This window comes from Saccharothrix deserti (assembly GCF_009769385.1).
In the GTDB taxonomy this organism is placed as follows: domain Bacteria; phylum Actinomycetota; class Actinomycetes; order Mycobacteriales; family Pseudonocardiaceae; genus Actinosynnema; species Actinosynnema deserti.
The window spans coordinates 272,495-284,780 of record NZ_VKAB01000008.1; the positions used below are offsets into that span (position 1 = coordinate 272,495).

At 70.5% G+C, this 12,286-nt stretch carries 12 protein-coding genes; 3 read left to right on the forward strand and 9 right to left on the reverse strand.

Features of this window, described 5'->3' with window-relative positions:
• Positions 1-57 precede the first annotated feature (57 nt).
• On the reverse strand, positions 58-1,569 hold the full coding sequence (gene guaB, locus FM051_RS18540; RefSeq protein WP_158844713.1) for an IMP dehydrogenase: 1,512 nt from the start codon (positions 1,567-1,569) through the stop codon (positions 58-60).
• Between the two features lie 66 nt (positions 1,570-1,635).
• Here guaB and FM051_RS18545 point away from each other — a divergent pair, with 66 nt between their 5' ends.
• Positions 1,636-2,085 (forward strand): DUF5319 domain-containing protein, encoded by a 450-nt coding sequence (locus FM051_RS18545; RefSeq protein WP_158844716.1) that lies wholly within the window; start codon positions 1,636-1,638, stop codon positions 2,083-2,085.
• Positions 2,086-2,166: 81 nt separating this feature from the next.
• Here the strand turns inward: FM051_RS18545 and FM051_RS18550 are convergent, their stop codons facing one another.
• From FM051_RS18550 to FM051_RS18565, 5 genes are all read right to left on the reverse strand, one after another.
• Complete coding sequence (locus FM051_RS18550; RefSeq protein ID WP_158844719.1) at positions 2,167-3,114, reverse strand: anti-sigma-D factor RsdA; 948 nt, start codon at positions 3,112-3,114, stop codon at positions 2,167-2,169.
• A complete protein-coding gene (locus tag FM051_RS18555) occupies positions 3,115-3,687 on the reverse strand; it encodes a sigma-70 family RNA polymerase sigma factor (RefSeq protein ID WP_158844722.1) in 573 nt (190 codons plus the stop codon).
• 420 nt (positions 3,688-4,107) lie between these two features.
• On the reverse strand, positions 4,108-4,704 hold the full coding sequence (locus FM051_RS18560; protein WP_015805222.1) for a response regulator transcription factor: 597 nt from the start codon (positions 4,702-4,704) through the stop codon (positions 4,108-4,110).
• Between the two features lie 80 nt (positions 4,705-4,784).
• Positions 4,785-5,678 (reverse strand): hypothetical protein, encoded by an 894-nt coding sequence (locus FM051_RS50110; protein ID WP_202918904.1) that lies wholly within the window; start codon positions 5,676-5,678, stop codon positions 4,785-4,787.
• Between the two features lie 320 nt (positions 5,679-5,998).
• On the reverse strand, positions 5,999-7,006 hold the full coding sequence (locus FM051_RS18565) for a MerR family transcriptional regulator (RefSeq protein WP_158845357.1): 1,008 nt from the start codon (positions 7,004-7,006) through the stop codon (positions 5,999-6,001).
• A 189-nt stretch (positions 7,007-7,195) separates the two neighbouring features.
• Between FM051_RS18565 and FM051_RS18570 the strand changes: the two genes are divergently transcribed.
• Positions 7,196-7,492, forward strand: coding sequence for a WhiB family transcriptional regulator (locus FM051_RS18570; RefSeq protein ID WP_033428626.1), 297 nt, complete (start codon positions 7,196-7,198; stop codon positions 7,490-7,492).
• A 74-nt stretch (positions 7,493-7,566) separates the two neighbouring features.
• Here FM051_RS18570 and groL read toward each other — a convergent pair whose 3' ends face one another.
• Entirely contained in the window at positions 7,567-9,192 is a 1,626-nt protein-coding gene (groL, locus tag FM051_RS18575) for a chaperonin GroEL (protein WP_158844725.1), read from the reverse strand.
• A gap of 82 nt (positions 9,193-9,274) precedes the next feature.
• Positions 9,275-9,568 carry a co-chaperone GroES gene (gene groES / locus FM051_RS18580; protein WP_158844728.1) on the reverse strand — a complete coding sequence of 98 codons (294 nt, stop codon included), beginning with the start codon at positions 9,566-9,568 and terminating at the stop codon, positions 9,275-9,277.
• 254 nt (positions 9,569-9,822) lie between these two features.
• Between groES and FM051_RS18585 the strand changes: the two genes are divergently transcribed.
• Positions 9,823-11,328: an alkaline phosphatase D family protein gene (locus tag FM051_RS18585; protein ID WP_158844731.1), complete on the forward strand. Its 1,506-nt coding sequence runs from the start codon at positions 9,823-9,825 to the stop codon at positions 11,326-11,328.
• Positions 11,329-11,337: 9 nt separating this feature from the next.
• Here FM051_RS18585 and FM051_RS18590 read toward each other — a convergent pair whose 3' ends face one another.
• Complete coding sequence (locus FM051_RS18590) at positions 11,338-12,198, reverse strand: NAD(P)-dependent oxidoreductase (protein ID WP_158844734.1); 861 nt, start codon at positions 12,196-12,198, stop codon at positions 11,338-11,340.
• Positions 12,199-12,286 lie beyond the last annotated feature (88 nt).

Here is a 12,286-nt window from a genome sequence, read left to right on the forward strand (position 1 = left end):
CCGTGGAGCTAGCGGAACCTGCGAACCCTAGCCCAAGAGGCTGGTTCAGCGGATGGTTCAGCGGGTCGTGTAGTTCGGGGCTTCCACCGTCATCGTGATGTCGTGCGGGTGGCTCTCCTTCAGACCGGCCGACGTGATGCGCACCAGCTGCTTCTGCTGGAGGTCGGTGATCGTCTTCGAGCCGGTGTACCCCATCGCGGCCCGCAGACCGCCCGACAGCTGGTGCACCACGGTCGACAGCGGCCCGCGGAACGGCGTGCGGCCCTCGATGCCCTCCGGCACCAGCTTGTCCTCGGACAGCACGTCGTCCTGGAAGTAGCGGTCCTTCGAGTACGACTTGGCCTCGCCGCGACCCTGGAGCGCCGCCAGCGAGCCCATGCCCCGGTAGGTCTTGAACTGCTTGCCGTTGACCAGCACCAACTCGCCCGGCGCCTCGGCGGTGCCCGCGAGCAGGCTGCCCAGCATCACCGCGCTCGCACCGGCCGCGATGGCCTTCGCGATATCGCCCGAGTACTGGATGCCGCCGTCACCGATGACCGGCACACCCGCCGGTCCGCACGCCAGGCTGGCCTCGTAGATCGCGGTGATCTGCGGCACACCGACACCGGCGACGACGCGCGTGGTGCAGATCGAGCCGGGGCCGACGCCGACCTTCACGCCGTCCGCACCCGCGTCCACCAGCGCCTGGGCGCCGCCGCGGGTGGCGACGTTGCCGCCGACCACGTCGACCTCTTCGCCCAGCTCCTTCTTCACCCGCGCCACCATCTCCAGCACGTTGCGCTGGTGGCCGTGCGCGGTGTCGACCATGATCACGTCCACGCCCGCGTCGGCCAGCGCCATCGCGCGCGCGAAGCTGTCCTCGCCGGTGCCGATCGCGGCGGCGCACAGCAGCCTGCCGTCCGGGTCCTTCGAGGCGTTCGGGTACTGCTCGGTCTTGACGAAGTCCTTGACCGTGATCAGGCCGCGCAGCTTGCCCTCGCCGTCCACGATCGGCAGCTTCTCGATCTTGTGCCGGCGCAGCAGGCCGAGCGCGGCCTCCGCCGACACGCCCACCTGGGCGGTGACCAGCGGGCCCTGGGTCATGACCTCGCTGACCTTGCGCGAGTGGTCGACCTCGAACCGCATGTCGCGGTTGGTGATGATGCCGACGAGCTTGCCGTTCGCGTCCGTCACCGGCACACCGGAGATCCGGTAGCGGGCGCACAGCTCGTCGACGTGGCGGATCGTGTCGTCCGGGGTGCACGTGACGGGGTCGCTCACCATGCCCGCCTCGGACCGCTTCACCGTCTCGACCTGGCGGGCCTGCTCCTCGATCGACAGGTTGCGGTGCAGCACACCGATACCGCCCTGGCGGGCCATCGAGATGGCCATCCGGCCCTCGGTCACGGTGTCCATCGCGGCCGATGCCAGCGGAACCCGCAGCGTGATGTTGCGGGTGAGCTTGGTGCTGGTGTCCGCGCCGCTCGGGACGATCTCCGACTCGGCGGGCAGCAGCAGTACGTCGTCGAAGGTCAGTCCCAGCATGGCGAACTTGGGCGGGACTCCGTCAGCGTTGAGCTCGCTGGTCATGGCGGCTGGCTTGCCTTCCGTCGTGCGGTGATCCCGCCGCCGCGGATCGGGTTTCCACAGGCGGCGATGGGTTCAGGTCATGGTATCTGGACGTGGTCGGGGGGCCGCCCGGTACCGTGCGGGGTCGTGCCGCACGACGCGTTGCCACCAGACCCGTTCGCGGGCGACCCGGAAGACCCCGCCCGGGTCCTCGGCGAGCCCGACCACGACCACGACCACCCGCCGATGGACGACGACGAGCGGGCCGAGCTGATCGGCGACCTCAGCGACCTCGCCGTGTACCAGGCGCTGCTGGAACCCCGTGGTGTCAGGGGAATCGTGGTGGACTGCGGCGAGTGCCAGGAGCCGCACTACCACGACTGGGCGCTGCTGAGGTCGAGCCTGGAGCAGTTGCTGGCCGACGGCCGGATGCGCCCGCACGAGCCCGCGTACGACCCGGACCCCACGGCCTACGTCAGCTGGGAGTACTGCCGGGGCTACGCGGACGGCGTCACCGCGACCGAGAGCGCCCGCTGAAGGTGTGACCGATGTGACGAAGCCCGCCCCTCGCACGGGGGCGGGCTTCGTCACAAGCGTGCTCTTCGGGCCGCGGTCGCGTCAGTTGCCCGGAACGGTCTGGTTGCCGTTGGTGACGTCCGAGGGCACCTCGCCCTTGGGCTGGCCGCCGGACGGCGACTCGCCCGACGTGGGCGGTGGCGGCTGCGCCGTGCCGTCCGTGCTCGGGGACGTCTCGGTGGTGGTCGTCGTCGGCGCGGTCGTCGTGGTCGACTGCGTGGTCGTGGACACCGGTGGCGGCGAAGAGCTGGTCGACGTGGTCGGCAGCGGCGGCGTCGTGGACGGGACGTCGACGGACGGCGTGCCGGTCGGCGTGGGCACGGTGCTGGTCAGCTCTTCCAACAGCAACTCGTGCTTCTGGGTCAGGTCGTCCTTGCCGTCGTCCGGTGAGACCGACGGCAGGCTCTCGCCCGCCTTCAGCAGCGCGTCGCGCGCCTCGCTGTACCGACCGTCGCGCAGTGCCGCGCGAGCGGTGTCCAGGTCGTACCTGACCGCGACGGCGGCTTCGATCGACCGCGCGTGCTCGGAGTAGAGGACCCTGGTCAGGCCCCAGAGCGCGTCGCCGGGCTGGGCGTCGCGGGCGACCAGGCTCATCCCGGTGAAGGCGATCGCCAGCACGGCGGCGGCGCTCGCGAGGGGGATGAGGAAGCGGTGCCTGCCGCGCGGCTGGGGACGTGCCGCGGCGATCGTGGCCACCGCCGTTTCGGTGTCGACGAGCTCACCCATGGGTGGGTCGTCGACCTCGCGCCGCCAGGCCAGCAGCAGCGCGTTCAGCTCGTCGTCGACGAGCGACTCCGACTGCTCGCCGTCGCGCCCGCCCAACGCGTCGAGCAGCGCGTCGTCGGCTCGGATACCCGCGAGGTCGTCCCCGGGCTCGACCACGGTGTCATCGACCGCAGGGTCCTCGGCCAGGGTGTCATCAGACTGCGGCGGTCTCTCATCACGTCCGCGCACGACTTCTCCGTTGCCCTTCTCGTGCTGGTCAGCCACTCAGACCACCTCCTCCGCTGCCAACGTCTTGCGAAGGCGGGCCAGGGCGCGGTGTTGCGCCACCCGTACCGCGCCCGGCGTGGAGCCGACCGCGTCGGCGGTCTCTTCGGCCGACAGGCCGACGACCACTCGAAGCAACAGGATTTCCCGCTGCTTCTCCGGAAGGACCTTCAGGAGCAGCGCCATCCGCTCCGAGAGCTCGCCCTGCATGGCGCGCTGCTCGGGACCGGCCTCCGTCTCGGGGGCGTCGGGCACCTCCGGGACCGGTTCCGACCGGTTCCGGGCTGCGGAGCGATGAGCGTCGGCCACCTTGTGCGCGGCGATCCCGTAGACGAACGCCAAGAACGGCCGACCCTGGTCGCGATAGCTGGGCAGGGCCGTCAGCACCGCGAGACACACCTCCTGGGCCACGTCGTCCGCCGAAGCGAAAGACCTCTCCTGCCTTCCGACTCGGGCGCGGCAGTACCGCACCACGAGGGGCCGGATGGATGCCAGAAGCCGTTCGATCGCGTGGCGGTCGCCATCGACGGCTGCGCCCACTTCGGCGTCCAGTCCGTCCCCCAAGTTGGTCATCGCAGACAACTGCCCTGGTGTTACGCGTAGGCGTACCGACAAAGAACAGCACAGGACGATCGATGTCGCCCGTACCGGTGATGCTTACCGTACCGGTCGCACGACCGGTTGCACGGCAATGGGTCCCGAAGGGGTCTTTAGACCTCACCTGACCAGCCGACACGCCCCGGACACACGACCGGCCCGGCGACGGTGACGTCACCGGGCCGGGCCGGAGGAAGGAGTGCCGGTGTGACCCGCTCAACGGGTCCACCGAGCCTTGGCCCTCGCGAGCCGTCGTCCCACGAGCCTGAGTCCCACGAGCCCGGGTCCTCCGGGCCCTGAGCCCCACGAGCGCGAGTCAGCCCCACGAGCGCGAGTCCCACGAACCTGAGTCCTGCGAGACCTCAGTCCTGCGAGCCAGTCCTACGTGCCGGAGTCCTACGAGACGAGGCCACGCCGGAAGCCGTGCGCGACGGCCTGGGCCCGGTCACGGACGCCGAGCTTGCGGAACAAGCGCCGGGCGTGCGTCTTCACCGTGTCCTCGGACAGGTAGAGCTCGCGCCCGATCTGACCGTTGCTCTTGCCCTGGCTCATCCCGCGCAGCACCTGCAGCTCGCGCTCGGTGAGCTGCACACCCGGGTCCGACGGCTGGCGCGGCGCGGGCACGCTCGTGCTCGCGAGTGTGTGCGCCAGGGCGGCCACCAGCTCGGGACGCGAGGCGTCCCAGCGGAGGTAGCCGCGGGCTCCGCCGGCGATCGCGGCGGCGATGCTGCCCGCGTCGTCCGGTGCGCCGAAGACGATGACGTTTGCCTGCGGGTTGGCCGAGACGAGTCGCCGGGTCGCTTCGACCCCGGTCGGAACGGCGCGCTGGGTGCCAACCAGTACGACGTCGACCGGCTGCCGAGAGAACCGAGCCAACAACTCGTCACCGTGCGCTACGCAGTCGATGCGGCTAACCCCTGGGACAGCCGACATCACGCGGGTGAGACCCTCCCGCACACTGCGCCGGTCGTCGCAAATAAGGACCGTGGTCACGGGGACTCCTTCCTGCAGCCGAGTGACGTTCCACATCCCCTATCGGACGCTAGAGGCCGAACCTTGACACGATCCGGTGCTTAATCCGTCAAGAAGTTCGTCTCAGCGTCTGCGTTCGGGGGTTCCCCGGAACGGAGCAGCGATGCGGGAATCCACGGAGAGCGGGCCGCGAGGCGACGGCCGAGGGGGTCGGCTCTGCGCAACACGCAGCTCAGAGCGTTTTTTGCGCTGCCCTTCACGTTTTGGCCCTCCGCAATAGTGCGGCCTGCCTGGACGTTCGTCAGCACGAGCGCCGTCGGCCAGACCAACGAGAAAAGCCCTCTGCGGTCAGTGTGATTTAGGTCACACCGAAGGAGATCGGTCCCTCGGCCGACGCTTTCGGGTGTCCCCCACACCACCAGCGCCGCCCCCAGGACGAGGTCGGACTTGAGGATGTGTCGCGTTGCGCGGGCTTCACGGGCGGTCGCAGCGGCGACCTCGGCTGGACGCACCGCGTGCTCGGCGTGACCACCGGCCAACGCGATCTCGGCCGCCAGCCACTGGTGCCGCACCCGACTGCGCCAACCGCGCGGCTCGACCCTCGCGTGCAGTCGCCGTGCCTCGGCGAGCCGCCCGGCCCCGACGGCGTCCGCCGCCAGCCCCAGCAGCGCGTCGGCCCGAGCCCCGTCCGCGTCGACGTCGTCCACATCGCCGTCTCCCCCCGCGGGCGCCATGGCCAACGCGCGCCCGTCAAGCACCCGTGCCGCCGCATGACCACCCAGTTGCCGACGGTGGGAAGCGAGCGTGGAAGCCGCCAACGACCCGAACAGCCCACCGCCCGGGATCAACTCCCCGAGCACCGAAGCCGCCGCCGCGTAGTGCCCCTGCCCACCGAGCACCACCCCGGCCAACCACCGCTCCTCGACCCCACCCCGCAACGCACCCCACACCTCGGCCTCAGGCCGATCCCCGAACGCCGCCCGCCGCAACTCCACAGTTCCCCACCCCCTCCCGCCTTGGCCCCTCCACCCTGCTCCTCCCCAGCACCGCCCGAAACCCCAATCCGCCCCCGAACAGCACCAACCCGATCCAACCAGCCCCCACCGACACTCCACCCCCTCCCGCACCACCCACCCCACCCCCTCGCGCGCCACACACCGCGTGCCCAACCTCCACAACAAGCGTGTGTCCTACCTCCAGAGCCCGTGTGTCCTACGTTCAGACGGCGTGTGTCCAACGCTCAGAGCGGGTGTGTCCAACGCTCAGGACGGAGCGGGGGCAGACGAGGTGGGGCAGGCTCGGTGGCGGGACGGGGTCAGCAGACGGCGCGTTCGATCGTGTCCGCTGCCGTCCTCAGGTCGTTGATCCGCTCCGCCGGCTGCGGCACGACGCCGCGTTCCCAGCCTGGGCCCCCGGCGAAGACGCGGACCTGTTGGCGGGTCCTCGGCAACGCCGTTACGACACCCGGATCGGCGTAGCGCGGCAGCTGCGCCCACAGCACGACCGCTGCCGGGGCCGTCCGGCGCACGGCGGCGGCCAGCGCGTCCGACGGCAACGCCGCACCCAACTGCCTGGCACCGACACCGCGCTGCGCCAACACCGCGGCCAACGGGTACAGCGGCAGGTTGTGCCGCTCGTCCGGCATGCACGCCAGCAGCACGGGCCGGTGGTTGCGCGGGCTCGCCACGACCGGGGTCGCGCGCACGATCGCGGCCAGCACGCACTCCTCCACCAGGTGCGACACCTCGACCCCGGAGCCCGAGTACTCCCACCTCGCCGCGATCGCGGCCATCACCGGGCGGATCACCTCGTCCCACGTGGTGATCAAGCCGTCCGCCTCGATCGCGTCCGCCAGCAGCGTCTGCACCGCCGCCGAGTCCATCGCCAACGCCGCCCGCCCGACCCCCCGTGCCCGGCGGTTCTTCGCCCGCAGCTTGAGACCACGCCCACCGGCCGTCGACCTGCCGCCGTCGACCTCACCACCGGTCAACAGCGCGGACGCGGCGGCCCGCGGCGTGGTGACCGGGCTCGCGAGGGCGTACTTGGCGGCTTCGGCGGACGACGCCCCGCGCAGGAGGGCCCGCTGCATCAGCTCCAGCCGCGCCACGTCGAGTGGCGCGTACTTGCGGTGTCGCCCGGTTGTGTGATCACTGGGTCCGAGGCCGTACCGGCGGTCCCACGTGCGGAGAGTAGCCGGCGCGACGCCCAACCTGCGTGCCACGGCGGCCACCGAGAGGGTCACCGAATGCGCTGGATCGTCCTCCGCCGCAACGGTTTCCTGACCGCCTTCCGGCACGGTCCCGGTGTGGTCGGGGGGCGTCATCACGCTGACATCGTCCGTTCACCTCGCGTCACCGGCAAGTCCGGGGTGGGCGCTTGGCGATCACCCATCGAATGAATTGCCGTCAAATGCACCCGTACCCCCTTGAACAAGTTTTGGCGCGGTTCTACGGTGGATCATCGTTAAGCCGAATGGAGCAGTTCACGTCCATGGGCCAAGGAGGCGGTCTCGATGGCGGACACCCGAAGGCTTCCCGGTCCCAACGCGGATCTGTGGGACTGGCAGATGCGCGGCTCGTGCCGCGGGATGGACAGCGCGTTCTTCTTCCACCCGGACGGGGAGCGCGGACCGGCACGGGCCCGGCGGGAGGCTCGGGCGAAGGCCGTGTGCCTCTCGTGCCCGGTGTTGGAGATGTGTCGGCGGCACGCCCTGGCGGTGCAGGAGCCCTACGGGATCTGGGGTGGTCTCTCGGAATCCGAGCGGGACAGCATCATCAAGGCGCGCAAGCGGCAGTTGACGCCTGCGTGACGCCGAACGTGCGGGAGGGACGACACCTCGCGGGTGCCGCCCCTCCCGTTCGCGAACTGTGAAACCAGCCGGTCTCAGTGACCGTGGCCGTGGCCGTGGCCGTGGCCGCCCGCAGCGGCGGGCTCCTCTTCCTTCTTCTCCACGACGGCGCTCTCCGTGGTGAGCACCATGCGGGCGATGGAAGCGGCGTTGGTGACCGCGGAACGGGTCACCTTCACCGGGTCGATGATCCCGGCCTCGAGCAGGTCGCCGTAGACGAGGGTCGCGGCGTTGAGGCCGAAGCCCCACTCCTGCTCGCGCACCTTGTTCACCACGACCGCGCCTTCGAGGCCCGCGTTCGCGGCGATCCAGAACAGCGCCGAGCCCAGGGCCTCGCGGACGATCGCGACACCGGTCGCCTCGTCACCGGACAGGCCGAGGCCGCCGTCGAGCACCTTGGCCGCGTGCACCAGCGCCGAACCGCCGCCGGGCACGATGCCCTCCTCGACCGCTGCCTTCGTCGCGTTCACCGCGTCCTCGATGCGGTGCTTGCGCTCCTTCAGCTCGGTCTCGGTGGCCGCGCCGACCTTGATCACCGCGATGCCGCCGGACAGCTTGGCCAGCCGCTCCTGCAGCTTCTCGCGGTCCCAGTCGGAGTCGGTGGCCTCGATCTCGCGGCGCAGCTGCTCCGCGCGACCGGCCACGTCGGCCTTGGTGCCGCCGCCGTCGACGATCGTCGTGTTGTCCTTCGACACGACGACCCGACGGGCGGAACCCAGCACGTCCAGGCCGGACTCGGACAGCTTCAGGCCGACCTCGGCCGCGATGACCTGGGCGCCGGTGACGACCGCGAGGTCGTCCAGGAACGCCTTGCGGCGGTCGCCGAAGTACGGCGCCTTGACCGCGACCACGCGCAGCGTCTTGCGCAGGGCGTTGACCACCAGGGTGGACAGCGCCTCACCCTCGACGTCCTCGGCGATGATGACCAGCGGCTTGCCGCTCTCGGCCACCTTCTCCAGGATCGGCAGCAGGTCGGCCAGGGCCGAGATCTTCTCGCGGTGCAGCAGGATGCGGGCGTCCTCGAACACCGTCTCCTGGGCCTCGAGGTCGGTCGCGAAGTGCGCCGAGATGTAGCCCTTGTCGAACTGCACGCCCTCGGTGATCTGCAGTTCGGTGGCCATCGAGGAGGACTCCTCGACGGTGATCACACCGTCCTCGCCGACCTTCTCGATGGCTTCGCCGAGCAGGGCGCCGATGGACTCGTCACGGGACGAGACGGTGCCGACCTGGGCGATGTTGTCGCGGCCCTTGACCGGGGTGGCCTTGGCCTTGAGGGCGTCCACGACGGCCTCGGCGGCGGCCTGGATGCCGATGCCGAGCGACATCGGGTTCGCACCCGCGGCGACGTTGCGCAGACCCACCCGCACCATGGCCTGGGCCAGGACGGTCGCGGTCGTCGTGCCGTCGCCGGCCACGTCGTTGGTCTTGGTGGCGACGCTCTTGGCGAGCTGGGCGCCGAGGTTCTCGAACGCGTCGTCCAGCTCGATCTCACGGGCGATGGTCACGCCGTCGTTGGTGACGGTCGGACCGCCGAACTTCTTGTCGAGCACGACGTGCCTGCCGCGCGGACCAAGGGTCACCTTGACCGTGTCCGCGAGCTTGTTCACACCGCGCTCAAGGGCCCGACGAGCGTCCTCGTCGAAGCTGATCTGCTTGGGCATTACCTACGCCTCTCTTGATGCGAAACGCCCCGGGAGCCCCGGTGATGGGGTTCGCCGGGGCGTCTTACGTGTCAGCCGAGCGTCAGTTGATGACGGCCAGCACGTCGCGGGCGGAGAGGATGAGGTACTCCTCGCCGTTGTACTTGACCTCGGTGCCGCCGTACTTGGAGTAGATGACGACATCGCCGACAGCCACGTCCACGGGGATGCGGTTGCCCTTGTCGTCGATCCGGCCGGGGCCGACCGCGAGGACCTTGCCCTCCTGGGGCTTCTCCTTCGCGGTGTCCGGGATCACGAGGCCGGAAGCGGTCGTGGTCTCGGCCTCACTGGCCTGGACGACGATCTTGTCCTCGAGCGGCTTGATGTTCACGCTCACCGGGCTGACCTCCACGGTCGTCGAAAGCGTTGGCAGGTTGCGTTTACGGCTCCTGCCACCCCGCCGTCGCGGGGGTCGGGGCGGTTGCTGGTGCCGTGCATCTAGCACTCTACCCATGCGAGTGCCAACGCTTCAACGAGGCCCCACCACTCGATCGGGCGATCACTGCGGCCCCGTGCGCCGGCAGGGTGGTCGATGCCCTCCGTAGTACCGGAGTTCACCGGGTCGCCACCCTTGTCGGTCACGGTGGGCGGATGACCACGGTGACCCGACGTTCCCTGCTCATCGGCGGTGTGGCCCTCGCGACCGCGGGTGCGGGATTCCCGAAGCTCGAAAACCCCTTCACGTTGGGTGTCGCGTCCGGCGACCCCCGTTCCGACAGCGTCGTGCTGTGGACGCGGCTCGCGCCACGGCCGCTCGACGAGGACGGCCTCGGCGGCATGCCCGACCGGGTCGTCCCGGTGCACTGGGAGCTGGCCGAGGACGAGCGCTTCCAGCGCGTGGTGCGGCGGGGCGTGCAGCCGGCGCGGCCGGAGTCCGGGCACAGCGTGCACGTGGAGCCGTTCGGCCTGCGGCCCGGCCGCGAGTACCACTACCGGTTCCGGGTGGACGGCCACCTGTCCCCCGTCGGCCGCACCCGGACCACGCCCGAGCCGTGGGTGCTCGGGCAGGACCTGACCATGTGCTTCGCGTCGTGCGCGCACTTCGGCGAGGGCTACTTCACCGCGTACCGGCGGCTGGCCGAAGATCACCCGGACGTGGTCCTCCACCTGGGCGACTACCAGTACGAGTACGCGGCCAAGGCGGCGGACGTGCGGACGGTGCTCGGGCCGGAGACGCGGACGTTGGCCGACTACCGGCTGCGGCACGCGCAGTACAAGACGGACGCCGACTTGCAGCTGGCGCACGCCGTCGCGCCGTGGCTGGTGGTGTGGGACGACCACGAGATCGAGAACAACTGGGCCGACGACGTGCCGGAGCAGCCCGATCCCGCCTTCCCGGCCCGTCGGGCGGCGGCGTTCCAGGCGTACTACGAGAACATGCCGCTGCGCCGCGGTGCTCGGCCCAACGGTGTCGACATGCAGCTCTACCGGCGGCTCGGGTGGGGCGGGCTGGTGAACTTCCACATGCTCGACACCCGCCAGTACCGGGACGACCAGGCGTGCGGCGACGGGTGGAAGACGTGCGCGGACGCCGGTCTGCCCGGTCGTTCGATCACCGGCGCGGCGCAGGAGGAGTGGCTGCTCGACGGGTTCCGGCGGTCCCGGTCGCGGTGGGACGTGCTCGGGCAGCAGGTGTTCTTCGCCGAGCGCGACCGCAAGGACGGGCCGGAGAAGGAGACGTCCACGGACTCGTGGGACGGCTACCTGGCGTCGCGCGATCGGGTGACGCGCGGATGGGTGGACGCAGGGGTGCGCAACGCGGTCGTGCTGACCGGTGACGTGCACGCGCACTACGCGGCGGACGTGAAGCTGGACTGGAACGACCCGGCGTCGCGGACCGTGGGCACCGAGCTGGTGTGCTCGTCGGTGACGTCCGGCGGGGACGGCAACGACACGGTCGACCAGGTGCAGCTGCGGAACAACCCGCACATCAAGTTGCACAGCCGGCGGCGCGGGTACGTGCGGACCAAGTTCACCGCGCGCGAGATGCGTGCGGATTTCCGCACGTTGCCGTACGTGCGGACGGCCGGGGCTGAGGCCACGACGTTGAAGTCGTTCGTGGTCGAGGACCGCAACCCCGGCTTGCACGCCGTGTGAACGCGGTGATCAGCCGCGCATGACGTTGATCAGGGCGGTCCAGCTGTTCTTGCCGTGCCCCGCCGCGATGGCGCGGTCGTAGAGCGACTGGACCGCCCTGGGCAGCTCGGCGTCGACGCCCGCCGCCTCGCTGGCGCCGACGACGTGCGCCGCCGTGGCGCCCATCATCGCCACGTTGGCCAGGTCGCCGGGGTGCTCGCCGGAGTCGACGTGCCGCGCGGTCTGTTCCACGTACATCGACAGCGTGGAGCCCACGTCCGCGAGGTAGGGCGCGAACCGCTCGGCCGACAGGCCTGCGGACTTCACCAGAGCGATGCTGTGCAGCATGGCGGCCAGCGACGTGAGGAAAACGTCCAGTTGGGCCTGGTAGAGCAGCTGCGCCAGGGTGTGGTCCTCGCCCATGTAGTCCGGTCGGCCGATCACCGCGAGAGTGTCCGCGTGCCGGTCGAAAACCTCGCGTGGGCCGCTGTAGAACACGTACGCGTCCTTGTGCCCGACCATCTCCGCGTTGGCCATCACGCCGCCGACCAGCAGTTCGGCACCCCGTTCGGCCAGCCAGGCGGCGGCCTTGAGGGTCTTGTCCGGGGTCTCGGAGCTGAGGTTGACGATCACTCGGCCGGCGAGGTCGGCGCCGTCGAGGATGTCGTACATCGCGGCGTAGTCGGTGAGGCTGAGGATGATCAGCCGGTTCGCGGCGACGGCTTCGGCTGCCGTGGCCGCGCGGGTGGCTCCTTGGGCGACGACCGCGTCGGCACGACTCGCGGTGCGGTTCCAGACCGTGGTCGGGTGGCCGGCGTCGAGGAGGCGGGCGACCATCGCCTGCCCCATGGGGCCGAGGCCGATCAGGGTCAACGGGGTCTTGTCAGTCATGCGTTGTCTCACTCCTTCGTGTGAATTCCACGGTGGCTGAGGGCACGCACGGTTCCCTGCGGGTCCGCTGGGGGTCGGCTGGCGCGTC